This is a genomic window from Bradyrhizobium vignae (genome assembly GCF_004114425.1).
In the GTDB taxonomy this organism is placed as follows: domain Bacteria; phylum Pseudomonadota; class Alphaproteobacteria; order Rhizobiales; family Xanthobacteraceae; genus Bradyrhizobium; species Bradyrhizobium vignae.
The window spans coordinates 60747-86821 of record NZ_RDQF01000008.1 but is presented as its reverse complement, the minus strand read 5'-3'; the positions used below and the strand labels follow the sequence as shown (position 1 = coordinate 86821).

General features: G+C 64.7%; 31 protein-coding genes. 16 read left to right on the top strand and 15 right to left on the bottom strand.

Annotation, left to right across the window (positions count from 1 at the left end):
- Positions 1-59 precede the first annotated feature (59 nt).
- Positions 60-1430, top strand: coding sequence for a polysaccharide deacetylase family protein (locus EAV90_RS09395; RefSeq protein ID WP_122402830.1), 1371 nt, complete (start codon positions 60-62; stop codon positions 1428-1430).
- A gap of 4 nt (positions 1431-1434) precedes the next feature.
- Here the strand turns inward: EAV90_RS09395 and EAV90_RS09390 are convergent, their stop codons facing one another.
- Positions 1435-1809 carry a hypothetical protein gene (locus EAV90_RS09390; RefSeq protein ID WP_122402829.1) on the bottom strand — a complete coding sequence of 125 codons (375 nt, stop codon included), beginning with the start codon at positions 1807-1809 and terminating at the stop codon, positions 1435-1437.
- 286 nt (positions 1810-2095) lie between these two features.
- Between EAV90_RS09390 and EAV90_RS39355 the strand changes: the two genes are divergently transcribed.
- The gene (locus EAV90_RS39355; protein ID WP_174221578.1) at positions 2096-2353 is read left to right on the top strand and encodes a hypothetical protein; all 258 of its coding nucleotides are present in this window, start codon (positions 2096-2098) and stop codon (positions 2351-2353) included.
- Positions 2354-2450: 97 nt separating this feature from the next.
- Here the strand turns inward: EAV90_RS39355 and EAV90_RS09380 are convergent, their stop codons facing one another.
- The 13 genes from EAV90_RS09380 to EAV90_RS09315 all read right to left on the bottom strand — a co-directional run bounded on the left by EAV90_RS09380 (position 2451) and on the right by EAV90_RS09315 (position 13437).
- On the bottom strand, positions 2451-2639 hold the full coding sequence (locus tag EAV90_RS09380) for a hypothetical protein (protein ID WP_129143234.1): 189 nt from the start codon (positions 2637-2639) through the stop codon (positions 2451-2453).
- Between the two features lie 10 nt (positions 2640-2649).
- Entirely contained in the window at positions 2650-2979 is a 330-nt protein-coding gene (locus EAV90_RS09375) for a four-helix bundle copper-binding protein (RefSeq protein ID WP_122402827.1), read from the bottom strand.
- Positions 2980-3095: 116 nt separating this feature from the next.
- Positions 3096-4040 carry a cation diffusion facilitator family transporter gene (locus EAV90_RS09370; protein ID WP_122402826.1) on the bottom strand — a complete coding sequence of 315 codons (945 nt, stop codon included), beginning with the start codon at positions 4038-4040 and terminating at the stop codon, positions 3096-3098.
- Between the two features lie 27 nt (positions 4041-4067).
- Positions 4068-4970 (bottom strand): NAD(P)/FAD-dependent oxidoreductase, encoded by a 903-nt coding sequence (locus EAV90_RS09365; RefSeq protein ID WP_122402825.1) that lies wholly within the window; start codon positions 4968-4970, stop codon positions 4068-4070.
- Positions 4967-6043, bottom strand: a complete 1077-nt coding sequence (locus tag EAV90_RS09360; protein ID WP_122402824.1) for a flavodoxin family protein — start codon at positions 6041-6043, stop codon at positions 4967-4969. The genes EAV90_RS09365 and EAV90_RS09360 overlap by 4 nt, the downstream gene beginning before the upstream one ends.
- Before the next feature lie 65 nt (positions 6044-6108).
- Complete coding sequence (locus EAV90_RS09355; RefSeq protein WP_244607977.1) at positions 6109-6312, bottom strand: hypothetical protein; 204 nt, start codon at positions 6310-6312, stop codon at positions 6109-6111.
- Positions 6309-6518 (bottom strand): hypothetical protein, encoded by a 210-nt coding sequence (locus EAV90_RS09350; RefSeq protein ID WP_122402822.1) that lies wholly within the window; start codon positions 6516-6518, stop codon positions 6309-6311. The genes EAV90_RS09355 and EAV90_RS09350 overlap by 4 nt, the downstream gene beginning before the upstream one ends.
- A gap of 272 nt (positions 6519-6790) precedes the next feature.
- The gene (locus EAV90_RS09345; protein ID WP_122406619.1) at positions 6791-6991 is read right to left on the bottom strand and encodes a hypothetical protein; all 201 of its coding nucleotides are present in this window, start codon (positions 6989-6991) and stop codon (positions 6791-6793) included.
- 136 nt (positions 6992-7127) lie between these two features.
- Positions 7128-7334 (bottom strand): hypothetical protein, encoded by a 207-nt coding sequence (locus EAV90_RS09340; RefSeq protein ID WP_244607976.1) that lies wholly within the window; start codon positions 7332-7334, stop codon positions 7128-7130.
- 559 nt (positions 7335-7893) lie between these two features.
- Positions 7894-8640: a Crp/Fnr family transcriptional regulator gene (locus EAV90_RS09330; RefSeq protein WP_122402819.1), complete on the bottom strand. Its 747-nt coding sequence runs from the start codon at positions 8638-8640 to the stop codon at positions 7894-7896.
- Positions 8640-11810 carry a CheR family methyltransferase gene (locus EAV90_RS09325; protein ID WP_129143233.1) on the bottom strand — a complete coding sequence of 1057 codons (3171 nt, stop codon included), beginning with the start codon at positions 11808-11810 and terminating at the stop codon, positions 8640-8642. The genes EAV90_RS09330 and EAV90_RS09325 overlap by 1 nt, the downstream gene beginning before the upstream one ends.
- A gap of 342 nt (positions 11811-12152) precedes the next feature.
- Positions 12153-12419: a hypothetical protein gene (locus tag EAV90_RS09320; protein ID WP_122402817.1), complete on the bottom strand. Its 267-nt coding sequence runs from the start codon at positions 12417-12419 to the stop codon at positions 12153-12155.
- 10 nt (positions 12420-12429) lie between these two features.
- Positions 12430-13437 (bottom strand): chemotaxis protein CheB, encoded by a 1008-nt coding sequence (locus EAV90_RS09315; protein ID WP_122402816.1) that lies wholly within the window; start codon positions 13435-13437, stop codon positions 12430-12432.
- 87 nt (positions 13438-13524) lie between these two features.
- On the opposite strand from EAV90_RS09315, the gene EAV90_RS09310 reads away from it, so the two are divergent.
- Both EAV90_RS09310 and EAV90_RS09305 read left to right on the top strand, forming a co-directional pair.
- Complete coding sequence (locus tag EAV90_RS09310; protein WP_122402815.1) at positions 13525-13929, top strand: response regulator; 405 nt, start codon at positions 13525-13527, stop codon at positions 13927-13929.
- A 52-nt stretch (positions 13930-13981) separates the two neighbouring features.
- Complete coding sequence (locus EAV90_RS09305; protein ID WP_122402814.1) at positions 13982-14170, top strand: hypothetical protein; 189 nt, start codon at positions 13982-13984, stop codon at positions 14168-14170.
- 360 nt (positions 14171-14530) lie between these two features.
- Here the strand turns inward: EAV90_RS09305 and EAV90_RS09300 are convergent, their stop codons facing one another.
- The gene (locus EAV90_RS09300) at positions 14531-15313 is read right to left on the bottom strand and encodes an SDR family NAD(P)-dependent oxidoreductase (protein ID WP_122402813.1); all 783 of its coding nucleotides are present in this window, start codon (positions 15311-15313) and stop codon (positions 14531-14533) included.
- Between the two features lie 170 nt (positions 15314-15483).
- Here EAV90_RS09300 and EAV90_RS09295 point away from each other — a divergent pair, with 170 nt between their 5' ends.
- The 12 genes from EAV90_RS09295 (at position 15484) to EAV90_RS09240 (ending at position 26071) form a co-directional block, all read left to right on the top strand.
- Positions 15484-16659: a zinc-dependent alcohol dehydrogenase gene (locus tag EAV90_RS09295; protein ID WP_122402812.1), complete on the top strand. Its 1176-nt coding sequence runs from the start codon at positions 15484-15486 to the stop codon at positions 16657-16659.
- 12 nt (positions 16660-16671) lie between these two features.
- On the top strand, positions 16672-17241 hold the full coding sequence (locus EAV90_RS09290; RefSeq protein WP_129143232.1) for a hypothetical protein: 570 nt from the start codon (positions 16672-16674) through the stop codon (positions 17239-17241).
- On the top strand, positions 17222-18826 hold the full coding sequence (locus EAV90_RS09285) for an alpha-amylase family glycosyl hydrolase (RefSeq protein ID WP_122402810.1): 1605 nt from the start codon (positions 17222-17224) through the stop codon (positions 18824-18826). The genes EAV90_RS09290 and EAV90_RS09285 overlap by 20 nt, the downstream gene beginning before the upstream one ends.
- Positions 18827-18992: 166 nt before the next feature.
- Positions 18993-19172 (top strand): CsbD family protein, encoded by a 180-nt coding sequence (locus tag EAV90_RS09280; protein WP_122402809.1) that lies wholly within the window; start codon positions 18993-18995, stop codon positions 19170-19172.
- Positions 19169-20323, top strand: coding sequence for a DUF305 domain-containing protein (locus EAV90_RS09275; protein ID WP_122402808.1), 1155 nt, complete (start codon positions 19169-19171; stop codon positions 20321-20323). The genes EAV90_RS09280 and EAV90_RS09275 overlap by 4 nt, the downstream gene beginning before the upstream one ends.
- A 73-nt stretch (positions 20324-20396) precedes the next feature.
- Positions 20397-20957, top strand: a complete 561-nt coding sequence (locus EAV90_RS09270; protein WP_122402807.1) for a c-type cytochrome — start codon at positions 20397-20399, stop codon at positions 20955-20957.
- 32 nt (positions 20958-20989) lie between these two features.
- Positions 20990-21964 carry a cytochrome c oxidase subunit II gene (gene coxB / locus EAV90_RS09265; protein WP_122402806.1) on the top strand — a complete coding sequence of 325 codons (975 nt, stop codon included), beginning with the start codon at positions 20990-20992 and terminating at the stop codon, positions 21962-21964.
- Positions 21961-23874 (top strand): cytochrome c oxidase subunit I, encoded by a 1914-nt coding sequence (gene ctaD, locus EAV90_RS09260; protein WP_129143231.1) that lies wholly within the window; start codon positions 21961-21963, stop codon positions 23872-23874. Before coxB ends, ctaD begins: the two co-directional genes overlap by 4 nt.
- On the top strand, positions 23871-24473 hold the full coding sequence (locus tag EAV90_RS09255; protein ID WP_122402804.1) for a cytochrome c oxidase subunit 3: 603 nt from the start codon (positions 23871-23873) through the stop codon (positions 24471-24473). The genes ctaD and EAV90_RS09255 overlap by 4 nt, the downstream gene beginning before the upstream one ends.
- The gene (locus EAV90_RS09250) at positions 24470-24814 is read left to right on the top strand and encodes a hypothetical protein (RefSeq protein WP_122402803.1); all 345 of its coding nucleotides are present in this window, start codon (positions 24470-24472) and stop codon (positions 24812-24814) included. Before EAV90_RS09255 ends, EAV90_RS09250 begins: the two co-directional genes overlap by 4 nt.
- Positions 24802-25680 (top strand): cytochrome c oxidase assembly protein, encoded by an 879-nt coding sequence (locus tag EAV90_RS09245; protein WP_122402802.1) that lies wholly within the window; start codon positions 24802-24804, stop codon positions 25678-25680. Before EAV90_RS09250 ends, EAV90_RS09245 begins: the two co-directional genes overlap by 13 nt.
- Complete coding sequence (locus EAV90_RS09240) at positions 25661-26071, top strand: c-type cytochrome (protein ID WP_122402801.1); 411 nt, start codon at positions 25661-25663, stop codon at positions 26069-26071. The genes EAV90_RS09245 and EAV90_RS09240 overlap by 20 nt, the downstream gene beginning before the upstream one ends.
- Positions 26072-26075: the final 4 nt, after the last annotated feature.

The following is a 26075-nucleotide window of genomic DNA, read 5'->3' as shown; positions in this document are numbered from 1 at the left end:
GTTTCGGTGCAGCTCCGACCTAGAATGGCGGCAATCGCTTATGAGGGCAGACCGGGTTCATGATCGGAAGTAGCGTTGTAGTTCGGACGCGATCGTGGATCGTCCTCTGTCTGGGATTGCTGACCGTGGGCGCGCCGGCAGCTTATGCAGCCGACTGCCCCGGTCACCCGGACGCGCTCGGGACGTCCCGCACCCTCGTGGTCGATCCGCGCGAGCATCCGCGCATCGGCACCATGCAGTACCGCGAGACGCTGCCGCTGAAGGACCATGAGGTCGTCCTGACCTTCGACGATGGTCCATTGCCGAAATATTCCAACCAGGTCCTCAAGATCCTCGCCGACGAGTGCATCAAGGCGACCTTCTTCATCATCGGCAACCAGGCCAAGGCCAATCCGGAAGGCGTGCGCAAGCTGGTCGCGGCGGGCCACACCGTCGGCACCCACAGCATGGACCATCCGCTGACCTTCGACCGGATGCCGATCGAAAAGGCCGAGGCCGAGATCAACGGCGGCATCGAATGGACCTCGGCCGCGATGACCGATCCGTCCCAGCTCGCCCCGTTCTTCCGCATTCCCGGCCTGATGCGCGCCGAGGGCGTCGAGAACCTTCTGATCTCGCGCGGCATCCAGGTGTGGAGCGCCGACTTTCCGGCCGACGACTGGCGGCACGTATCGTCCGACCGCGTCTACCAGCTCGCGATCCAGCGGCTGGAGGCCAAGGGCAAGGGCATTTTGCTGCTGCACGACATCCAGGCCCGCACCGTGGCGGCGCTGCCGAAGATCATCCGCGACCTCAAGGCGCGCGGCTATCGCATCGTCCATGTGGTGCCCGCGACCGCCGAGCGGCCGGCGACGCCGACCACGGCGGTGGAATGGCTGCTGCATCCGCCGACCGAAACGACGCCGATCGCACGCTGGCCGCGCGTGCCGAATTTCGTATTCACGCAGACCCGGATGCTGCCGGCGCCCGCGCTGGCCGATCTCAATGCGCAGACCGAGCATCAGCCGCTGCTGCCGCGCCGGACCAAGGGGCAGATGGATATCGCATCCACCCTGCCCGTGCCCGACCGCGATCTGTTCGCAATTCCGGAGGGCTCGGTCGAGGTGCTGCTGTCGACGACCTTGTCGCGGCGTGCCGCAACCCGGCTGGCGATGGCAGCCGAGCCACCTCATGCGGCCAGGGGCAAGGCAGCACAGGGCAAAGCAGCAAAGGGCAAGGCAGCCAAGCTGCAAGGACGGCGTACGGCGCATACAGCGTCGGCGGCACCGGATCATGCCGCGCAGCCCATCGACATTGCACCCAAGGGGACTGCAGCCAAGGTGACTGCAGCCAAGGGGATTGCGGCCAAGGGGATTGCGGTCAAGGACGCGGCCTCCAAGCGCGCTACGCCCCGCCCGACCCGCGTCGCCAGCCTGAAGAAGCGCGTTTAAGCCCTCACTGCCGCATGATGGCGGCGACGCAGAGCAGCACGATCAGCGCCAGGAAAAACAGGTCCATATAGGACTTGAGCTCGCCGTCGCGCCGCAGCCGCGCAACGTCGGCGACGACCTGCTTGCGCGCCGTGGTTCCGCCCGAACCGTCATTGATCGGAGCCTGGAGGCGCTTGGTCTCGGCCTCCAGCTTCTCGATCTTCTGGAAGAAATAGAATGCGCGCAGCGTCGAGGCCGCGCGCATGGCGGCATAGACCAGCACCAGGATCGCGATGATCGCCCGGTTCTGATATTTCTCCATGAAGTTCAGGCTGAAATAGACCATCGCCATGAAGGCGAAGTTGGTGAAGAAGCGATAGACGAAGCTGAGAAAGACCATGCGCGCTCGAGCCTTGAGGGGTAGCGCAATCGGATCGTTGCGCGTACGGGATCAGGGGCCAAACCGGAACAGCCGGCCTGGATGCCGTGCAGGCCCGTCTACGCCAAGTTTATTTCGACAGAGATACGATCGCCCCGCACCCGCCGCCTTTTAGCCACACGCGGCCATAATGCAAGCCGGAGCACGTCGCCGGTCCATGGCGGCGCCGGCGGCCGCAACGGCTCAATGGCGATTTGGCCGAAGTCGCGATAGACTTGGGAGCTGCCGCCACATCTGGGGTCTGCCGATGTCGAAAAAGGGAATCACGGGCCACGATGACTGGGTGCTGACCGAGGCGCTCGCGACCGCCCTGGTCGCGCTGGAGCAGCTCGAGCCGAAGCACCGGCCGAACGCCCATATGGAGGACATCCGCAAGCTGCTCGCGAACGGCAAGGAGCCGGCGGCGGTGAGCCTGCACCTGGCGCAGGCCAAATGCCGCCTGTTTCCCGAGCTCGACCCGCTGGAGATCTACCGGGAATACGGCATCGGCGAGGAGTATGGCTAAAGCGCGATGAGATTTGGATGAATCGTCATCGCGCTTAAGCTTGTTGTTTACGCATGATCTTTCCGGAAAACCGCTTCGCACTTTTCCGGATCATGCTTTAGGGCCCGCCCGCGACCGATCCCGCGATCACCATGACCAGCGCGCCAAGGTCGATCTTGCCGTTGACGGTCAGCTCCTCCGAGCGGTTTCCATCGTTCGCGCCCTGGACCATGAGCGATTGCGGCCGGTCGGCGGCCTGACGCTGCAACTCGCCGACGATCGCTTCCTTGAGCTTTTCTTCCAGCATGGGCCCCTCCTCACGCCGCCATTGCGCGGCACGATTGCGCGCAGGAGCGGCAGATCGCGACGCATTCGTCCATGCCGCCGATCCGCGCGCAATCCTCGGCGCATTCGCCGCAGATTTCGGCGCACTCAGCGCATGTATGCTTGTGGTGCGGCGTGTTTATCAGCATGAAATGCGCGGCGGTCCGGCACATCTCCGCGCAGGCCATCATCAGGCGGAAGTGTTCTGGCTCGACGTGCTTGCCGCCTGTCTCGAGGCAGTGGTTCATCGCCGTGCCGAGGCATGTCTGGTAGCAGCTCATGCAGAGTTCGATGCAGCGGGTCATCTCTTCGGATCGGGCCATCCGTTCTCTCCCAAGTTGCGCGTCCATGCCGCCCCTGCTCAACTCAACCAAGGCGACGCTTTCATCGTTCCTGCCCTCCCCCCGATTGTGACGACCTGGAACCACATGATGCGGCTCTAGCCGAAACGCCGCGCCCGCGCCGCCCGGTAGCGGGCATCGGTCTGCGGCTTGATGAACAGCGCCGCCACGCTCGGATGGCGCCTGCGGATCTCGGTCTCGATCGAAACGACGCACTGCTCGATATCGTCGGCGCGCTTGTCGTCGGCGAACTCGATGCTCAAGGCCACCACGACCTCGGCCGGCGATAGCTGCACCGTCAGGAGGCCGTTGGCCCTGAGCACGCCGGGCGAGCGCCTTGCCACCTCTAGGATGGAGCGCGCAAGCTCCGGATCTGCAGGCTCGCCGATCAGAAGGCTCTTGCTTTCGCGCGCGAGCGCGACGGACGCGGTCGCCAGCAACAGCCCGATCAGGATCGAACCAACCCCGTCCCAGACCGGCTGGTCCAGCCATACGGCAGCTGCAGTGGCCGCGGCGGCGATCGCGATACCGAGCAGCGCCGCGCTGTCCTCGAGCAGCACCATGAAAGCCGGAGGATCCTTGCTGCGGACGAAAGCCTGATAGTAACCAAACCGCTCGGCGTCCGACCTGAAGCGCCGCAGGGCAATCAGCCAGGAGCCGCCTTCGAACAGGAATGACAGGCCGAGCACCACGAAGCTGACGATGGGATCTTCGATCGGCTCGGGCGCGGCGACGTGCAGAATGCCCTGAAACAGCGAGACGCCGGCGCCCAGCGCGAAGATGAGCAGCGCAACGATGAAGCTCCAGAAATACAGCTCCCGGCCGTAGCCAAGCGGATGGGATTCGTCGGGTGGACGGGCCGCGCGCCGGTAGCCATAGAGCAGCAGGATCTCGTTGGTCGTATCGACGAGCGAATGCACCGCCTCGCTCGTCATCGCCGAACTTCCCGTCCATGCGGCGGCGCCGATCTTCGTGACCGCGACGAGGACATTGCCGAGCAGCGCCGCATAGACAGAGGTCTTCGTGGATGATCCTGCCGCCATGTTCGCCAATGTCCGATACTCCGCTTCTCACGCCAATCGCGCCGGCACGCTGTTGTGGATGGTGCAGGCGGCAATTGCGGCGTGGCCGAACGAGACCGAGATCTGGTGCAGGTCGGTGACGACGTCGCCGATGCCGTAGAGCCCGCGGATCGACGTGCGCTGATGGTCGTCGACCTTCAGATAACCCTCAACGGTATGCTCGGCACCCAGCGCCATCGCGAGCTGGGAGCGCACCTCAGCGCCCATCGCGGGATAGATCATGTCGAATTGCGCCGTGCGGCCGTCGGCGAAGACCGCTTCGATGCCATCGCCTCTCCGCTGCAAACGCAGATCGGGCGCACGCACGACCTCCACGCCCGCCTCGGCCAGCCGTGACGTTGCGGCCCGATCGTCATCCGGCTCGGTTGCGAGCAGCGTCACGTCGCGCGAATAGCCGCGCAGGAACAGCGCCTTGCCCGCAGCACGCGCCAGCGGGCCGATGACGCCGATGCGGCGGCCGGTCGCCTCGAAGGCGTCGCAGATCGGGCAGTAGCGCAAGAGCCCATCCGCGACGGCGGCGCGCCATTCGTCGAACGGCGGATGGGTATCGACGATCCCGCAGGCGAGGACGACGGTGGCGGCTGCATGCGCGCCGCCATTCCAGCTCGCCAGAAAACCACGATCGTGTCGTTGCAAGTCGGTGACCTCGGCGTCCACGCGCGTGACGGCGAGCTCGTCCAGCTGGGCCGACATCCTTTCGATCAGCTCCGTGCCGGACAGGCCGTGGACGAAGCCCGGGACATTGCGACTGCGCGGGATCAGCGCCGCCCGGCTCGCGCCAGTGTCCACGACGCAGACGCGGCGGCGGAAGCGCGCCAGATAGATCGCGGCCATCAGCCCGGCCGGGCCGCCTCCGACGATCAGGCATTCAAGCGGCGGCGCGCCGGTCATTTGGGTTTGGGGTCCACAAGACCGGCACCGGGATCGCCGAAACGCCCGCTCCTTGCCAGCCGGACTGCGTTGCCGAGCGCACGCGCCGCATTCTGCACCTCGTGCTGGAATTCGCTGTCCTCATCGAGATCGCGATGCGAGGTGGCGTATGGCTCCCTATAGCCGACATAGCCGTCGAGCTCGGCGTAGCGGCCCGCCGAGATCAGCTGCATGTCGGTCAACCAATCCGACAACGCCCGGCGCACGCCCGCGGCGCCGACCGCATCTCCGTGAACGACGACGCCGAAGTGACGGCCGGCGAGATGGCGCGGATAGGACCAGCCCTTCAGCTCCAGCGCCTTGGCCTCAGCGGCATTCTTGCCGTGGGTCGCAGTCGGATCGGGATTGCCGCCATCGGCGCAGACCATGCGGTCCATCATCGCCTTGAGCCCGGTGGGCACATGATACCAGTTCACCGGCGCCACGATCAGGATGCCGTGGGCCGCAACCCAGAGCGGATAGATCTCGTTCATCCAGTCGCCAGTCTGCCCCAGTGAATAGTTCGGATAGCAGCTGCACGGCCAGTGGCAGAGCGGCATGGCGGTGCCGACACAGGTCTTGCAGGGATGAATGGTCTTGCCGAACTCCGAGGCGAGGCGCGACAGATCGAGGATGTCGACGGCAAATCCCATCTCGACGAGGACGGGCTCGGCCAGCTTGACCAGCCGCCAGGTCTTGGACATCTCGCCGGGACAGGTGTGCTCGCTGCGGGTCGAGCCGTTGATGAGGAGAATGCGCGGCGTCTCGTCGGCATCGTCGTGCCGCCGCTGCGCCTCCAGGATTTTTGCGCGCGCATCGAGCCAGTCGACGGCAAGATCGTAGTCGGGATCGGAGAAGCCTGGGCCCGCCTTCCGCGTCAACGGCGCCTTGCGCGAATGGCTGTAGGCGTCCCAGGCCGCAGCGGTGATCGTATCGAGCTCCCGTCCGAGCGGGGCAAAGGCGGGATCGACGAACTGACGCTTGTAGCGGCGCTCGAACTCCTCGCGCGACAGCTTGACGGGTGGCATCCCCTTGCGAACGTCGGCGTCCGTCATGCTGGCTCCTGGCGAGGTCGATATCATTCGACCAACCCGGCGCGCAGCGCGGGGTTCCCAGGGCTCTACCCGCGAGCAGGCTCCTGCGGCACGTCGAATTGCGCGATCCGCCGGTCGAGCCGCCACAGCTCGATGCGATGGACCAGCACGAGCGCGGCCGCTTCGCGCTTGGCCTGCTCATCATCGTCGCAGACCAGATTGATGCATCCGAACACGTGCCCATCAGGATCGATCTGAAACGCGCGGTAATGCTTGATGCTCCCCATCATGTTTGTCCTCGTCTTGGGGAGACGGGCGCGCTCAACCAGTCTGTCAGGTTCGAGGTGACTTCGTTCTGTTTGGCGCGTTGCAGCAGCATCTCACGTTCCCTGCCCGGCGGCAGGGTGCGGGCGCGCTCGCGGGCGTTTTCGGCGAAGGCGGCCAGCCGCTCCTGGAGCGATTGGGTCTGTTTCCTGCGGTTACGTTTGGCGGTCATTTGCACTGTCGCGGATAATCGGTTGGAAGGAAATCAGCCCCGGCGGGGGATCTGGCGCCGGGGCCCAAATTCTATTGCCACTCAATTCGCTTACCGGCTGGGGCGGCCCAGCCCGGCAACGTTTGTAGCTTCCGCCGCAACAGCCGGTTCCGGCATTTCAATAAGTTAACGCTGCATGAGTTCGCGCGAGCGAGATCCGGACCGCGCCGGAACCGAAATGTCAACGCGCATATTCAAAGACGACTTGAAGGCGGATCATCATGGCAGACAATCTATTCGGGCGGCTGCAGGCCCGGCGACCGCAGCCACTCGCTCATCTGAGACCCTGTTTCCGCCTGGCGCGCCTTGCGCAACATCTCGTCGCGCGCGGCGCCGGGCGGAAGCGTGCTCGCTTGTTGGCGCAGTCGCTCCGCCTCGGCGGCGAGCCGCGCCTCCAGAGTCTCTATATGCTTGAACCGATGTCGCGTCGTCATCAGGCGTTCTCCCTGGTGCACGAGGTCGAGCGCGCCGTTGCGTTCTGACGTCTGGCGGGTGCCGAGCCGCGCAGCCTGGCAGACGGTCAACGTTGTGGGGGAGGAACGGTTGCCCGTTTCTGCGAAAAGACCGGAGCTATGGTTCCTCGTTGTCCCGGCGCGCCTTGATCTCCGAGCGAAGCATGGCGCTGTCCATGATGGCCAAACGCAAATCGTTCACGGTTTCGCCGTAGTGACCCGCAGCCTGTCTATGCTGCTCCCGAAGGGCGCGGCTCTCCTCGATAGCACGTCTAGCGCGGGCAAACAGGGAATCAGGCATCAGCCATGATGCAACAGAGTTCAACGGCACTCTCTTGCATAGGTTACTCATATTGCGCCAATCGCTCAAAGAGCCTCGCTCATTAACTTGGATCAAGCCTTCACAACCCCTCTCGGACGGTTTCTCAACCTATGATCGATGTCCGGAACGGGAATTGACCGGCAGATCCCCGATTTCCTTGGCCGAAACGCCGCGGCAGGTGTATGGTCAGTTCATCACCGGCTAACGCCCCGCCCGTAGGCGCCGGTGGCTGAGAGACGTAGGGTGCTCCCGCCTGCATGATCATCCGGGGAGCGCCCGATGGCGAAGCAGTCTCACTATCCTTTGGCGTCCGACGAGAAGCACGCGGAGCAGGTTCGCAAGGCCATCCGTGAATCGTGGGAGGTATTGACGCTTCCCCGACCGGATACGTTTCTCGGCCGACGAACTCACGAGCCTTTTCCAAGCGAACAAGGTGAGGGTGCGCAGGACAGACAGCCCCGCAGACCGCGATGATCGCAAGGGGGCCGCTCCGGCGACGTTCCGGCGGGATGTCACCGACGAAGCGGGTCCCGATAACGAAGGCCGGCTTCATCGCGTCGCTTCAGTCTCCTCGATAGAGCTGCAGATAGCTCGGCGAGTATAGCGCCGCGTTCTTGAGCGCATCGAGGTCTGGGATGGTCAGCATCCGCTCGCGCAGGATGATGAGCCCCGACGCGCGCAGCTCCTGAAGAGTCCGATTGAGGTGAACGACGGACAAGCCCGTGGCATCCGCGAGATCCATTTGCGTCACCGGCATGACGCAGGAATTGCCGTCGACCATCCCCACGACGCGAAGCCGCTCGAACGTTTCGCAGAACAGATGGGCGACGCGCTCAACCGCCACGCGACGGCCGAGATTGATCGCCCATTCGCGTTGAATGGCGATGTTGACGAGGGTCTCGCACCAGAACGCCTCCGCGAGCGAACGGTCGCCTGCCATCAGGCTCTCGAAGCGCGCGCGCTTGATCTCGCTGTAGACCACAGGCGTCATCGTCGCGATGGAATGATCCATCACCGGGAGCAGGAACGCATGCGCATCGCAACTCTCGCCCGGGAAGATGAAATTGACGATTTGGCGTCGCCCATCCTCGAGCGTCTTGTAGCGACAGAGCCAGCCGGACAGGACGACGCGGACGCTATCGACAGGGTCGCCCTCGGAGATCAGGTCCTCGCCCGCTCCGGCACGTTGGAGGCCTTCGAGCATGGCATATTCGAGCGATGCGCGGGCCTCGGTCGACAACGGCCTCAGCGCGCTCAGCCGGCGAATGACCGGCTGCAATGCGCTGCGATCGACCGTCGACAACGGCATCAGGCCGCCACCACGGGTGTGTGGAAGGCGCGCTTGCTCAGCGGGACGGTGATTGTGCATTGCAGCCCCGCAGGGTTGAATATCATCTTGGTTTGGCCCTTGAACTCGAATGCCAGCGTACGCTCCAGAAGATCGGTACCAAATCCTTTTCGAGGCCTCGGGGTCACGGGCGGCCCGCCGCGCTCCCGCCATTCGAACACCAGCTCCGCGGGCTCAACGCTCTCATCGACGCGCCAGGTCACTTCAATGTGACCGGTCGGCTGGCTCAGGGCGCCGTATTTGAGCGCATTGGTCGCGAGCTCGTGGATCGCGAGTGCGAAGGTTTCCGCCGCCTTGGGCTGGAAGCGCACCGTCGGCCCGGAGACCCGCATCTGCTCGCCTTCGCGGGCATCGTAGGCAAGCAGCTCCTCGATCACGAGATATTCGAGATCGACGCCGCCTTCGGGATCTCGGGTCACCAGCGCCTGGGTGCGGGCAAAAGCGTTGAGACGACCATCGAGATGAGAGGCGTATTCCTCCACGGTAGAGCTCGTTTCCGCCGAGCGGCGGGCGATCGACCGCACCACACCGAGCGTGTTGCGAACGCGGTGCTGGAGCTCGGCCAGCAGCAGGCGCTGGCGCTCCTCGGCGCGAGTGATCGCGGTGACGTCAATGAAGGTGATGACGACGCCCGCGATGAAATTGTCGATGCTGCGGTAAGGCAGGATACGCACGATGTAACGGGTGCCGCTGTCAGGCGCGGTCAGCTCGCGCTCGACGCTCGCCAGCGTGCGCAGCACGCGGCGGACGTCGTCATAGAGCTCCTCGATCGGGATGCGCGCCTTGATATGGCTGATCGGCCGGCCCGTATCGGTTTCGACGAGATGCAGCAGGTGCGTGATCGCGGGCGTGAAGTTCATCACGCGCAAATCATTGTCGAGGAATACAGTCGCGATCTGCGTGCTCTCGAGGAAATTCTTGAGGTCGCTGGTGGCGCGCGTCAATTCCTGAACACGGTGGGCCAGCTCGCCGTTGACGGTGGTCAGCTCCTCGTTGACCGACTGCAATTCCTCACGCGAGGTCTCCAGCTCCTCGTTAGCCGACTGAAGCTCCTCGTTGAGCGACTGGTATTCCTCGTTCGAGGATTTCAGCTCCTCGTTGGTGCTCTCCAGTTCCTCGATGGTCGCCTGAAGGCGCTCGCGCGTGGCGCGCAGATCGGTTTCGAGGCGCTCGACATGCTCAGTGCGTACCAGCGCGTTGGGGTTGCCCTGATCGGCCTCGATCATTCGGACCGGGCCGTCCTTGAACAGCACGACGAAATTTCGGTGACCGCCCGCGCCGTCCTGGACCGGCTCGACCGTGATGTCGACCACGACACGGTGACCGTTCACCCCGAGTTGCACCTGCTCGGCATGGACGGGCTCGTTGGTCTCGACAGCGCGGCTGAGCGCGGTGCGCAGTTCGAGGCGCAGATCGCGGTGCACGAGCTGAAGCAGGTCGAGCGAGGCGGCACCCGCCGTCGGCTCGATATAGCGGCCGGTGCGCCCCGAGAAGTGCAAAATCTGGAAATTGTCATCGGTGATGACGTAGGCCGGCGCATAGCGCTCTGCGATGCGCTGGGCGCGCCGCTCCAGCCCGACGTCGGGACCGAACGAGCGCGGCGCCGGCACTTCGGCCGGCACCCTGCCCGCCACCGTCGTGATCGGAAATTCCGGCGGCAGCCGCGTTCCGGTTTCCAGCTTCTTGAAGATGCGCGCCCGTCGGTCGACCGGCGCGAACAGCTTCGGGTGCCGCGTCACGTTCTCGGAATTTCCGAGAAACAGATAGCGGTCCGGCAGCAACGCGAAGTGGAACAGCGGGATCACCCGGTTCTGCAGCTCGGCATTGAGATAGATCAGCAGATTGCGGCAGGAGACGAGGTCGAGCTTGGAGAACGGCGCGTCCTTGATGACGTTGTGCTGCGAGAAGATGCACATCTCGCGCAGCTCCTTCACCACGCAATAGGTGTCGCCCTCGCGCACGAACCAGCGCGCCAGGCGCTCGCTCGTCACCTCTGCCTCGATATTGGTACGGTAGCGCCCCACCCGTGCGGTCGCCAGCGCCCGTCCGTCGATGTCGGTGGCGAAGATCTGCACCTGCGGCGCGGATTCCATCCGCGCCATATGCTCGCGCAGGAGGATGCCGATCGAATAGGCCTCCTCGCCGGTGGCGCAGCCGAGCACCCAGACGCGCACCTGCTGCCCCGCACCCTTGCCCTCGAAGATCTTCGGGATGACTTGGGTCTCCAGCACCTCGAATTCGCGTTTGTCGCGGAAGAATTCGGTGACCCCGATCAAGAGATCATTGAAGAGGTGCTGGGCCTCGTCCTTGTCGTTCCGCAAGTAATCGACATAGGCAGCGATGTCATCGATCTGGACCACTTGCATGCGCCGCTGCACGCGGCGCAGGAAGGTGTTCTGCTTGTAGCCGTGGAAATCATTGCCGGTCTTGTTGCGCAGGATGTCGGCAATGCGCGACAGCGACGACGCGGCCGCTGCGAGCACCTCATCGAAGCCCTGCTTCTCTTCCAGACGCCTGAGATGACGGGCATAGACCTGGATGTGCTCGGGAATATCTTCCGGCGGCAGCACATAGTCGGCGATGGCGGCGGGCGTGTTGCCGTTGCGCAGATGCTCAGCCTCGTCCTGGCTCGCTACCCTTTCGGCGATGGCGAGGCCGCCGTGATCTTTGAGCGTCGCCGTGCCGAGCGTGCCGTCACCGCCGGTGCCGGCAAGAATGACGCCGATCGATTGCTCGGAGCGTTCCTCGGCCAGCGAGACCAGGAAGCTGTCGATCGTGGCCCGCTCGCCGGGCGCCTGTTCGGCCTTGCGAATCGCGAACCGGTTGTTCTGGATCGTGGTAATCATCGCCGGCGGGCACAGATAGACCATGCCGCCTTCGATCGCGTGGCCGTCGCCGATATCGGCGACCTTGCCGCCATTGGACGCACGCACGATTCCGCGCAGCCGTTGCTCGTCAAAACTCTCGTGGTGCTGAAGCGCCAGCACGATGGCCTGATCGGCGCCTAAGCTCAGCTTGGCAAAGAAGCGCTCGATGCTGTCCAGCGCACCGGGCGAGGCGCCCACTCCTATGATCAGCGGAGTCTTGATCTGGCGCTCTCCTTGGACCGGCTGGTCGCCGACGTCATGCATGGCTCTGATGGCTCTCGTTCGCTCGCCGGGACCAACAGGCGCCCGGCTCCTGCAAATAACAGAAATCAATATTATCCCAATAGATCAAACGCAAAAATGTCCCGAAGCGTTCAGCGTTGTCAGCTCCGGCCGAAAGGTCCATGCTCGCCAGCACTGCGAAGGAACCCGCGATGCCCATCTCCGAGGAGCTCGCCGGCCTGATCAGGCGGGCCGAGCGTGCGACCGCGGAAGCCCGCCGCTTGCTGGCCGAGAACGAGCGCTGGCGCCGGTATACGGAGCGTCAGCTCGATACCATGTTCGAGCTCAGCGCGGAGTTCAGGAGAGCTGCCGTCCTTTCCCCAACTACCCCGCCGCGACCTCCTGCCGGAGATACTCGACCCGCTGCTCGATCAAAACGCGGTGGCGCTCCCATTCCACCAGGGTCTGCCTGAGTAGGCTGACCAGTCGTTCCGCCTGGCGCGTGTCGTGTCCGCCCGCCATCAGCTCGCGCACCCGATCCTCCTGATCGCGGATGCGCCTCCAGCCCTCCTCGATGTCTCTATCGGCCTTCACCAGGAGGCTCTGCTCGATGTTGAGTTGCGCGGTGCGTTCGGCAAGGGAGATGGCCATGGCAGAGCCTTCAGGCCTCCGGTTTGCCCACGGGAGGATCAAGGGACTTTAGCACAACGCGCCGGATCATGTTGGCATATTCGCGATATTCGCGTGCCCGAGCCTCGTACATCTCGGCGACGGCAGCCCGGCCGCTGCGCCGGCCGTCGGCTGCCATGCGCTGCACCAGCTCCGCGCGCTCCTCGATGATGCGCAGCGCCACGCGCAGGGCTTCGTCGACGCGCCCCTCCTGCTCCTTGGCGAGAGCATCGGCGGTGAAGCCGTGACCCACCTGGCAGCGGAAGCGCATCGGTCGCGCTTCCTTGACTTCCGAAAGCACGCCGCCGCAGGCCGGGCAAGTCAGCCCGACAGGGTCCGCAATTGCGCTGAGATTGTCGCTGCCTACACGCTCCCCAGCCGCGATCTCGACCTCGAGCCTGATCTCGGGGGGGACCGGCAGCGCGGCTCCGGCCGGCTCCCTGACGAGCTCGGACAGCACGTCGCCCATGGTGGCGCCGGAAACGCAGAGATCGACTGTAGTCGCTTCCATTGCGCGCCGCGGCATCTCGTCCGAGATTGCGTCCGCGGGATCCTGCACCACGGCCATCCCGCCGCAGCGCTTGATGGCGTTGAGACCGGCCGCGCCGTCGGACAACAGGCCGCTGAGGAGCACGCCGACCACGCGCGGGCCGTGATAGAGGGCGGCAGAGCGGAACAGGGCATCGATCGCCGGCCGCACCATGTTCTCGCGCGGCCCTCGGCCGAGGACAACGCGATCTCCAGCGAGCAGCAAATGATGGTCCGGCGCACCCAGATAGACGTGACCAGGCTCGATTTTCATGCCGTTCTCGGCCTGCCGGACCGGAAGTGGGCCGGCACTGCTGGCAACCGTCGAGAGGATGCCGATGCCCTGCGCCGGAATGTGCAGCACGACGAAGACGGCAGCCGGCAAATCCGCAGGCAGACGGCCCAAAATCTGCTTCAGCGGCGCGGTCGCCCCGGCCGAGCCCCCGATCACGATGATGTCGCGGTTTCCCATGGAACCCACCTTCGATTGCATCGTTTGCACCAAAGTGGGTCCCGGTCTTATGTTCCTATCCGCCTGGAGGGATTGCTGGAGGGGATCATGTCCAGTTCTCACGCATCGTCTCGTCAGCGCGCGCCCCTGACTGGGCGCCGTATCCTCGTGGTCGAAGACGAATATTTTCTCGCAGACGACATCGGACATGCGCTGCGAAAGCTGGGCGCCGAGGTTGCAGGTCCGGTGGGGGACATTGAGGACGCGATGGCAATGCTGCAGGGGGCCGGCGTACTCGACGGCGCCGTGCTCGACGTCAACATTCGGACGGAGCTGATTTTTCCGGTCGCCAGGGAACTCAGGGCGCGCGGCGTGCCCTTCGTGTTCACCACCGGCTACGACAGAATCAGCATCGCGCCGGAATTCCACGACGTGCCGCTCTGGGAAAAGCCGATCGATGTCGCAGCCATGGCGCGGACTCTGGCGGGACTCATCGGCGATCGGCGGGCATGACACGCAACGCAGCGCATCCTTCCCCACTTCTCGCAGTGGAGTGTGACGTTCAATGATCTACCTACCTGATACCGCCCTCGATGAGCAGATGCTCAGCCAATCGCGTGAGCTGGTGCGCGAGGGCATGGCGCTGCTGCGCAGCACCGACCATCTCGTGAGCGCCCAGCGCCTGCGCGATGAGCTGGAGGAAGAGCGCCGCAAGCCGCCGCGCCGGGACCGCAAATCGGGGAAGGCCCGCTGATCTGCGCCGCGCAGCCGATCGAATCAGAACAGATGTGCGACAGCAAGCCAGGCGGTCACCGCCAGGCACAGGACAATCGCGGCGTAAGGTAGCGCGACGCGCAAGACGGCAAGCTCCCCCAATTCAGCTGATCATCATCCAGACAATTGCCACCATCATCACGAGAAAACCCGTGACCGCAGTCGCGACAAAGGCTTGTTCGATGCGATCCATCGCCATCGCAGCCCCCCTCTTGTTTCAGCCCGTACAATTTGACGGTTTCGGGGCCGCTGTGCATTAGGCTATGTGAATCGGCGGGCGCCTTTGTTGTCGGCCCGCAACACGGTTCGCGCCACTCCGTGAAATTGCGACGATGTCGCTCTACGACCTCGCGGTGCCCGGCTCCGCCATCTTGCGATGCTGCCTGGCCAGCATCTCGTTCGGCGTGACGCTCGCAACCGTGGTCTGAATCTTGTTCTTCAGTCCGGTGACGATGTCGGCGTCGCCGCGCATCATCGCATCGAAGCCGGCCCTGGCGACACCGTAGGCGCCGTCCTTCTTCTCGGTGCCGACCTTGGTATCCATCATGTCGGCGCGGCGGAAGAACTCGGTTTCGGTCGCACCTGGCATCAGGCAGGTGACGGTGACACCGCTGTCGCGCAACTCCTCGCGCAGCGCGAACGAGAATGAATCCAGGAACGCCTTACTCGCATTGTAGGCGGCCTGGAAACTGCCCGGCATGAAGCCGGCGATCGAGCCGGTGATCAGGATGCGGCCGGCATTGCGGCGGAGCATCTCATTGCCGACGCGGTGGATCAGATACAGCGTGCCTGTGATGTTGGTGTCGATGAGGTGCTTCACCCTGGCAAAGTCCTGGTCGAGGAAGGCTTTGCCGAGGCCGATGCCGGCATTGGCCAGCAGCGCATCGATCGGCCGGTCGCCGAGCGCGGCGCAGAGCTTGTCCACGCCCTCGGTGGTGGCGAGATCCGCCTCGACCGGCTCGACGCTGCCGCCGAGCCGGCGCAGATCGACGGCCACCTGCTCGATCGCGGCCTCGTCCGCCGCGATGACGAGGTTGAAGCCTGCCTGCGCACAGCACCTGGCGAGTTCCAGACCGATACCGGTTGAGGCGCCTGTGACGACGGCGAGTTGATTGGCGGGCATGCGGCAAATCCTCGGATTTGGACCCTTGGGGAATTGAGGTGATGACGCTCAATCGCCGCCCTGCTCCCGCGTTCCTATTTGCGCAGTGCGAAGAATTTGCGCGGGGCGATTAGCAACCATCGTTCCTTCCTGGACTTAGATGCCAAGTGATTCAAGCGGGAGGACGGACGATGAAGGCGCTGGTCTGGCACGGCAAGGAGGACATAAGGTGCGACACCGTCACTGACCCCGAGATCCAGGATCCACGCGACGCCATCATCAAGGTCACGAGCTGCGCCATCTGCGGCTCCGATCTGCACCTCTTCCACAATTTCATTCCGGGCATGTTGCCCGGCGACATCATGGGCCACGAGACCATGGGCGAAGTGGTCGAGGTCGGCTCGGGCGTCGACGGCAAGCTCAGGAAGGGCGACCGCATCGTCGTGCCCTTCACGATCATTTGCGGCGAATGCGAACAGTGCAAGCGCGGCAATTATTCGGTGTGCGAAACCACCAACCGCAAGCGTCATCTGGCCGATAAGGTGTTCGGGCACACGACAGCCGGCTTGTTTGGCTATACGCATCTGACCGGTGGCTATCCCGGCGGCCAAGCCGAATATCTCCGCGTACCCTTTGCCGACGCCACCCACATCAAGGTGCCCCCAGGCATTCCCGACGAGCAATTGCTGTTCCTCAGCGACATCTTCCCGACCGGCTGGCAGGCCGCCGTGCAATGCGACATCGAGCCGACCGACACGGTCGCGATCTGGGGCTGTGGTCCGGTCGGGCAGATGGCGATCCGCAGCGCCATCCTGCTCGGCGCCAACCAGGTGATCGCGATCGACTGCCTGCCCGAGCGGCTCAGCATGGCGGAAGCCGGCGGTGCCACCACGATCAACTTCGAGACCGAGAGCGTGGTGGAGCGTCTGAACGAGCTCACCGACGGCAAGGGACCGGAAAAGTGCATCGACTGCGCCGGCATGGAAGCTCACGTGATGCCGTCCCGGCCAGACACCGTGCTCGACCGCGCCAAGCAGATGGTGATGCTGGAAAGCGACCGGCCGCACGTGCTGCGCGAGATGATCTATGTCTGCCGGCCCGGCGGCATCATCTCCGTCGCGGGCGTCTATAGCGGCCTCTCCGACAACATGCCGATGGGCGCCTTCATGAACAAGGGCCTGACGATGCGCACCGGCCAGACCCACGTCAACCGCTGGACCGACGACCTGCTCCGCCGCATCGAAGAGGGCGAGATCGACCCGTCCTTCGTCATCACCCACACCGTCCCGCTCGCCCAAGGCCCGGAGATGTACCAGGTGTTCCGCGACAAGCGCGATTCCTGCGTCAAGGTCGTGCTGAAGCCCTGAAGGAGCAGGCTTATGTTTCATTTCTCCAACATCGTCCGCACCAAGGGTGATCCGAAGATCGTCGAAGGCGGCCCGAGCCTGAAACAGCCCGCGGACCAGCTCGCGCGTGCACTCGGCTGGTTCAGCATCGGGCTTGGCGTCGTCGAACTTTTCGCGCCAAGGCGCGTCACGGAAACGTTGGGCATGGAAGGCCGTGAGACGATGGTCCGCGCCTTCGGCGTGCGCGAAATCCTCGCAGGCATCATGTCGCTGTCGATCGACAAGAACGCCGGCCTGTGGGCCCGCTTCGGCGGCGACGGCCTCGATGCCGCGGCGCTGCTCTCAGGGCTGACGTCGAATAATCCCAAGAAGGGCAACATCGCGCTGGCGCTGCTGATGGTCGGCGGCATCGCCATGCTGGACTACCGCGCCGCACAGGACACCAAGCCGCGGCGACCGCCGCGCAACGCACGGCGCAAGCTCTATCCCAACCGCAGCGGTTTCCCCAAGGGCATCGAGAGCGTCCGGACTGCGGCTCGGCAGATCACATCGCATGCTGGGCATAACGAGGTGATGCAAGGTGATGAGCGTCGAGTCCCGTGACGAAGCCGCGTGGTGGGAATCCGCCGTCATCTACGAGATCGCGCTGATCTCCTTCCAGGACTCGAACGGCGACGGCAAGGGCGACCTCGCCGGACTGATGTCGCGCATCGATTACCTGAAGTGGCTCGGGATCGATGCGGTGTGGCTGACGCCGATCTACAAGAGCCCCTTCCGCGATCTCGGCTACGACATCTCCGACTATTGCTCGATCGAGCCCGCCTTCGGCAGCCTCGACGCGTTCGATCGCCTCCTCGAAGCGCTGCACGCCGCAGGCATCCGGCTCATCCTCGATCTCGTTCCCAATCACACCGCGAACGATCATGCATGGTTCGTCGAAAGCTCGAGCTCGCGCAACAGCGCCAAGGCGGATTGGTACATCTGGGCCGATCCTGCCGAGAATGGCGGGCCGCCCAACAACTGGCTGAGCCGGTTCGGCGGCAGCGGGTGGGAATGGTGCGAGGCACGGCGGCAATATTACTATCATTCCTTTCTGGTCGAGCAGCCCGACCTCAACTGGCGCAATCCGCAGGTGCGTGCCGCGATCGCCACTTCCATGCGGTTCTGGCTCGACCGCGGCGTGGACGGCTTTCGCGTCGATGCCAGCGCGGTGCTGATCAAGGACCACCTGCTGCGCGACAATCCGCCGAACCCGCAAGCCAAGAGCAAGCCGCCACCGCAGCGGCAGACGCCGGTGTTTACCGACGACCGGCCCGAAACGATGGATTGCATCGAGTTCATCCGCGAGGTGATCGACGCCTATCCGGGACGAATGCTCTGCGGCGAAGTCCAGGGCAAGACCGACCGCATCGGCCACTTCTACGGCAACGGCCGGCCGCGCCTGCATTTGCCGCTCAATTTCGCCCTGCTCGATTCCAAGTGGGATGCGCTGTCGCTGCAAGCGACGATCGACGCCTATTTCAATGCGATCCCTGAACATGTCTGGCCGGTCTGGGTGATCGGCGGCCACGACAAGCAGCGGATCGCGAGCAAGATCGGCGAGGCGCAGATGCGCGTGATGGCGATGCTGCTGATGACGCTGCGCGGGACGCCTTTCTTCTTCATGGGCGACGAGATCGGCCGCAAGCGCGTTCCCATTCCGCCGGACCGCGTCCACGATCCCTTCGAGAAGCTCGTGCCCGGATACGGGCTGTGCCGCGATCCCGAACGCGCACCGATGCGATGGGATGACAGCCCGGGCGGCGGCTTCACCACGGGCAGCCCATGGCTGCCGCTGGAGCCGCCCGAGGGCGCGGCCAACATCGCCGGCCAGCAGCGCGACGAACGTTCGGTCCTGGCGCTGTTTCGCACGCTGATGGCGCTGCGGCGCGACCATGCCGGGCTGCGGCGGGGCGGTTACGCGCCGCTGCGCTCCCAGAACGACGTCCTGGCCTACAAGAGGATGGATGGCCGTAACGAATTTCTGGTCGCGCTCAACATCGCGGCCGAACCGCGGAATTTCCACTGGCAAGGCCGCGGCCGCCTCTTGCTGTCGACGCAGCTGGACCGGCGACCCGAGCCCTTGCCGGATGCTTCCATCCTGCTCCGGGGCAACGAAGGCGTGATCATCGCGATTGAGCCCCGGTGACGGCCCGAAGGAACCATCCGCCTCTCGAAGCGTCTCATCAACGCTTCCGGCGTCCCCCCGTCGCCGGAGGCAATTTGGACGGAACCGCAGCCCCGGCGCTCACGCCCCCTTCGGGCGCCGGGGAAGCGGCGCGAGCCCTTAAGGAAGGACATATCGGAGGCAGCTCATGGGCAAGACCAAAGGTCTTCAGCACCGGATCGCCGGCAGGACCAAGCAGGCCGTCGGCGAGATCATCGGCGACCAGGATCTGCACGATGACGGCAAGGCGCAAGCCGAGCGCGGGCGCGACGAACAGGACAAGCCGAGCGAGCTCAATCCGCTGAAGAAGCTCAAGCAGCTGACGTGAACGCAGAGCCGCGACCAGCGCTTGCCAGCGGGGCGCGGCGCATCACCGGCGGGCGGCGACGTTCGCGCTGGATCGCCGCCGCCGAGCTCGGCCTGATCAGCAGCACTTTCTCCACCATCGTCAGCCAGCTCTTCGCCGCCCGCATCGGCCGCGATGCCGCGGTCGACTGGATGACGGTCGCCGCCATTCCGGCGCGCGATTGGGCGATCAGCAGCGAGCCATCCTGGAGCACGATCCTGGCCGGGATCGCCTTTCACCAATGGGCGGATTTTTCCTGGGCGTTGGTCTTCTTCGGCGTGCTCGGGCGCTGGACTGCCGACTTGCGGCCGGCCACGATCCTGCTGCTGGCGCTGCCCTGGGCCGTATTCTCATCCAGCGTGGAATGGTTCGCGCTGGTGCCGCTGTTTCCGTTCTGGCAGCCGCTGTTCACGCTACAGCAGCCCTACTGGATCGGGCTGCTGGTGCATGGCTCCTCGGCCGTGATGTATCCCCTGTTCGCCCGCCTGCGCTGGAGGCGCGGGCATGCGCCGGGACGCGACGTGCGGTTCACCAACGCGTGGACCACCGGCGCGCTGGCCGTGATTGCAGTGCTCGGGGCGATCGCTTTGTTCGGCGGCCATGGATACGAGCTGCCATGGATGGGCCGCGACAGGGATCAAGATCAGGCTTACATCCGGCATATGAGCACGCACCACGCCCAGGGGATTGAGCTGGCGCGGACGGCTGCCGAACGCGCGCAGGATCCGCATCTGCGAAAGCTCGCGATGCTGATGGTCGCGAGCCAGACCGGCGAGAACCGGATCTTCGAGAATTGGTGGCTGAGCTGGTTCGACACGGAGATGCCCGATTGCAGCACGGAGGAGCGTGCGGCGATGCCGGGCTTCCTGACGCCGGCCGAGATGCGACAGGTCAAGACCGCGCCGCCGGACCAGTTCGACAAATTGTTCGTCGAGACGATGGGCAAGCATCACCGCGGTGCGGTCAGGATGGCCGATCAGATGTGGCACAGCCGCGGCGATCTGCGCCTGCGCATCATGGCGCAAGCCATTCGCCACGAGCAGCAGGGCGAGATCGCGCTGATGCACGGCGCGAGCGGCCTCGCCGCCGTCACCACCGCCGTCCGTAACATGCTCGGCGACAACGTCAATTGAGCGCGAGGAACCTTGGTTCGGCGTCTCGATTGAGGATCGTAGGTTCCTGAATTCAAGCGATCAGATGCAACGGATGGCCGGCGTTGTTCTCCTTGGTCTTGCAACCGCTTTGGCGGGATGCCAGCGGGAAGAGCGGCAGTTGCGGCTCGATCCGCCGATCGCCGATGCGCTCGACAGGGTAGCGCTGATGCCGAACCGCATCAGCGGTGCGCCGCCGGACGTCTATTTCGTGCTCGGCAAGCCCTATGAGGTCAACGCCTACAATCTCAGCCAGGGCAAGCGGCTCTATGCGTGGTTCGGCTGCAGGAGCTGCCATGGCGACGGCCAGGGCGGCAGCGGCCCCGGCTTCCTCGACGGCTGGTGGTACTACGGCCCCGAGATGGTCTCGATCTTCGCCTCGATCCGTGATGGGCGGCCGCACGGCATGCCCGCGTTCGGCAACAAGATGACGACGGATCAGATCTGGCAGCTCGCCGGCTATGTGCAGACGATCGGCTCCTACCAAGGCAAGACCGCCGCACCGAGCCGCAACGACGAGAAGCAGACCCGGCCCGCGGAGAACCGCGCGCCGGCAAAGCTGTTGTTCGATGAAGGTCCCTCGCCCGTCCATCCGGACCAGGGACCGACACCGTGATCCGCGCCGCCCGCAAAGCCTGTTCGAGCGCAATGCTCGCCGCGCCGCTGGCCGGCTGCGGCGGCAACTGGCAATCCGCGCTCGACGTCTACGGCACCTCGGCGATCAGCCTGAAGCACCTCATCATCCTGATCGTCGCGGTCTGCTCCCTGGTCTGGATGCTGGTGCTGATCGCGCTGATCGCCGCGTTGTGGCGAAGCCGTGATGCGCGGCCGGTGTCGCCCGAACCCGGACGCGAGCGACGCATGACCATTGCCGTCACCGGTGCCGTCGTCGCCACCGTTCTCATCATCGGGACCTTCACCGTCATGAGCTTCGTCGCCACGCGCGCGCTCACCGTCGCAGGACAGGACGATCTGACGATCCGCGTGCGCGGCCTGCAATGGTGGTGGGGTCTCGAATATATCGGCCCCGATCCGTCGAGCCGGTTCGAGACCGCCAACGAGATCCACATTCCCGTCGGTCGCAAGGTGCGCCTCAAGCTCGAAGGTCTCGACGTGATCCATTCGTTCTGGGTCCCGAGCCTCGCCGGCAAGCAGGATCTCGTTCCCGGCCGTCCGAACGAGCTCACCATCCGCGCCGAGCACGCCGGCATCTACCGTGGTCAATGCGCCGAGTTCTGCGGCATGCAGCACGCCCATATGTCGCTGCTGGTGATTGCCGAACCGCAGGACGATTTCGACAAATGGACGGCAACACAGCGGCAGACTGCGGCGCAACCGGCCGACGAGCAAACCGCCGCCGGCCTGCAGACCTTCCTGGCAAAGCCCTGTGCGGCCTGCCACACCATTCGTGGCACCGCGGCGGTCGGCACCACCGGCCCTGATCTCACCCATGTCGGCAACCGCCGCACCATCGCCGCCGGCCTGTTCGAGACCACACGGGGCTCGCTCGCGGCCTGGATCGCCGATCCCCAGACCATCAAGCCCGGCAACAACATGCCGATGGTGCCGCTGACGCCCGACGAGCTGCGTGCGGTGTCCGCATATCTGGCGAGCCTGAAATGAAGCCGTCCGCCGCGGCCCCAGAGCAGCGCGACATCGATGTCGAGCGCGCGCAGCTGACCGACGCGCTGGCGGAAACGTGGAAGACCCCGTCCGGCCTCTGGGGCGCGCTTGCGACCGTCGACCACAAGATCATCGGCCGCCGTTACATCTTCACCGCCTTCGTCTTCCTCGCCCTTGGCGGCGTGCTCGCTGCATTGATGCGAATTCAGCTCGCGCAGCCCGAGGCGCGCTTGCTCGGACCCGATCGCTACAACCAGATCTTCACGATGCACGGTGCGAATATGATGTTCCTGTTTGCCGTGCCCGTGATGGAAGCGGTCGCGGTCTATCTGGCGCCGCTGATGGTCGGTACCCGCAACATCGCCTTCCCGCGCCTGAACGCCTTCTCCTATTGGATCTATCTCGCCGGCGGCGCACTGCTCTGGATCGCGTTCGCGCTCGACATGGGGCCCGACGTCGGCTGGTTTGCCTATGTGCCGCTGTCGGGCCCGCAATACGGCACCGGCAAGCGTGCCGACATCTGGGCGCAGATGATCACCTTTACCGAGATCTCCGCGCTCGCGGTCGCGGTCGAGCTCGTCGTCACCATCTTCAAGCAGCGTGCGCCGGGCATGACGCTCGACCGCATCCCGGTCTTCGTCTGGGCCATGCTGGTGACGTCGTTCCTCGTCATCATGGCCATGCCGGCAATCGTGCTCGCAAGCACCAGCCTGATCCTCGACCGCCTCGTCGGCACGCACTTCTACAATCCGGCCGAGGGCGGCGACGTGCTGCTCTGGCAGCATCTGTTCTGGTTCTTCGGCCACCCCGAGGTCTACATCATCTTTCTGCCCGCCGTCGGCATGGTTTCGACCATGATCGAGCCGTTCGCGAGGCGCCCGGCCTTCGGCTATCTCGGCCTCGTGATGGCGCTGATCGCCACCGGCATCCTCGCTTTCGGGCTGTGGGTGCATCATATGTTCGTGGCGGGGCTGCCGCGGCTCGGCGACAGCTTCTTCACAGCCTCCAGCATGGCGATTGCGATCCCCGCCGGCATCCAGATCTTCTGCTGGCTTGCGACGCTGTGGGACGGCAGGCCGGTATTCAAGAGCCCGCTGCTCTTCATCATCGGCTTCATCATCACCTTCGTCATCGGCGGCTTGACCGGCGTGATGGTCGCGTCCGTGCCGTTCGACACGCAGGTGCACGACACCTATTTCGTCGTCGCGCATTTTCACTACGTGCTGATTGGCGGCGCCGTGTTTCCCTTGCTTGGCGCCGTCCACTACTGGTTTCCCAAGCTGACCGGACGCATGATGAGCGAAGCGCTCGGCCAGTGGTCGTTCTGGCTGATCTTCGTTGGCTTCAACGCGACGTTCTTTCCCATGCACATCCTCGGGCTCGAGGGCATGCCGCGCCGCATCTACACCTATCAGCCCGACTTGCCCTGGCACGGGCTCAACCTGTTCGTCAGCGTCAGTGCAGTGATCCTCACGGCCGGTTTCCTGCTGTTCTTCATCAATGTCATGCGGAGCGCACGCTTCGGAGAGATTGCGCTGGACAATCCCTGGGATGCGCCGACGCTGGAATGGGCGACGACATCGCCTCCGCCGAGCTACAATTTCGCCATGATACCGGTCGTCGGCAGCCTGCATCCGGTGTGGGACGACCGCGACGGCCTCCCCGTCGCCGATGGCTTGCGCACCGATCGTCGCGAACTGATCGTGACCACGCTGGCAACCGCCGAACCGCAGGCGCGCGAAGCCTCGCCGCAGAATTCCATCTGGCCGCTGTGGGCCGCGATTGCGACCACGATCATGTTGATCTGGTCGATCTTCTCGCCCTGGGCCGTCGTCTGGGGCTCCATCCCGGCCGCGGTCGCGCTGATCGGCTGGTTCTGGCCCAAGGGTACGCCGGAGGACGAGTCATGAGAGAGAAGATCGTGCTCGATCTCGGCAAATTGCCGCTGCACGGAATGGGTACCGCGAGCGTCACCTGGTGGGGCACGCTCGCCTTCATGCTGATCGAAGGCACCGGCTTCGCGCTCGTGATCGCCGTCTATCTCTACCTGATGAGCCTGGCGACGGCCTGGCCGATCAACACGCCGCCGCCCGATCTGCTTCCCGGCACGCTCGTGACGTTGATCCTGCTAACCAGTCTCATCCCCAACATCCTGCTCTCGCGCTGGGCCGAGCAGCAGGACCTGCGCAAGGTGCGGATCGGAATGGTGATGATGTCGATGATCGGCACCCTCCCGCTGATCGTGCGCATCTTCGAATTCCCCGCCCTCAAGGTGAGCTGGGACAGCAACGCCTACGGCTCAGTGGTGTGGACCCTGCTCGGCCTCCACACCACCCACATCATCACCGATCTCGTCGACACGCTGGTGCTGGCGGCGCTGGTATTCACGCGGCACGGCCGGAGCCCGAGAAGGTTCGGCGACGTCCAGGACAACGCCATGTATTGGAACTTTGTCGTCGCGACCTGGCTTCCGATTTATGGCTGCATCTATTGGTTGGCACGGCTATGAACGCGTCAAAGCTCCTCACCCATCTCTCGATCTGGGCGGGACTCTGGTTCGCGCCGCTGGTCTGGGCGGCGAACATGCAGCTCGGGCAGATCCTGCCCTATGTCGATTGCCGCTCGCAGTCTCACGCCTCAGCCATCACCTCGTTCATCGGTGCGGCGCTCACGACGGCATCGGCCCTCTCATCATGGCTGTCTCCACGGCGGGTGATCGGCAAAACCGACGGACATCATGGCAATGCCGATTTCGGCAGCACAGTGAGTACACTCTCCGCGGGCCTCTTCACTTTCGCCCTGCTGATGCAGGGCCTCGCTGCAATGGTGTTGACGGGATGCGAAAAATAGCCTTCGCCGCGATCGCTTGGTCGATGCCGCATTCGATCTACGCGCATGGGTCGGCGCTGCAGGCTGCAGCACCAGGCTGGACGTTCGATCCTTGGATCATCGTACCGCTCACGCTTTTCGGCCTGATGTACGGCATCGGCAGGCTTGTGCTGGCACGGAAAGGCCGCCAACGCATCGCGCAGGATATCATCTGCGGCGCCGGCTGGCTGACGCTGGCTGCCGCGCTGGTATCGCCGCTGCATTGGCTCGGAGAACGCCTCCTCTCGTTCCACATGATCGAGCACGAAATCCTGATGGCCGTGGCGGCACCGCTGCTAGTGCTCGCAAGGCCAGTCGGACCGTTGCTTTGGTCCCTGCCGCAGCGCACGCGGCTCGCGATCGGCTGGGCGATGCGGCATCCCTACATCACGCGGCTGTGGAGCCTGCTGAGCGCTGGCCGCAACGCCACGCTGTTGCATGGGATCGCGATCTGGACCTGGCACGCACCGGCGCTGTTCGATGCCGCGGTCGAGAACATTCTCCTGCACCGAGTGCAGCATCTGAGCTTCTTTCTGACCGCGATCCTGTTCTGGTGGTCGGTGTTCCGGCGCAGCCAAATCGGCAGCGCTGCCTGGCACGTCTTCGTCACCATGCTGCACACGAGCGTTCTCGGTGCGCTGATGGCACTTGCCCCGCACCTCCTGTACCGGCAGCAAGCCGATGCCGCAGCGGCCTGGGGCTTGACGCCGCTCGAGGACCAGCAACTGGCTGGCATCATCATGTGGGTGCCGGCGGGAACGATCTATGCCGGCTCGGCGCTCGCGCTGATCGCGCTCTGGATTTGCCGGTCCGGTAGGGAGCGAGCCGATGCGCTTCACGCTCTCTAGTTGGGCGGCGCTGGCAATCGGAGTGGCGAGCCTTCTCCTCGCCGCGGCGGTCGCGGTCGGCTTCGCGCGCAGCGACCGTCAGCGAAATGAAAGCATCGCCCGCGCCATGACGGGGGGTGATCCGACCCGCGCACCGGCGATGATCCGCCGCTACGGCTGCGTGGGGTGCCATACCATTCCAGGCATTCCCGGCGGCGACGGCAAAGTCGGTGCTTCGCTCGCCGATCTCAGGACGCGCGTCTACATCGCCGGTGTTGCGACCAACACGCCGGACAATCTGGTCCAGTGGATCGTGACACCACAAGCCTTCTCGCCCCGCACGGCAATGCCCGCGACCGGCATCAGTGAGGCCGAAGCGCGTGACGTCGCGGCCTACCTCTATGCGCAATGAGATG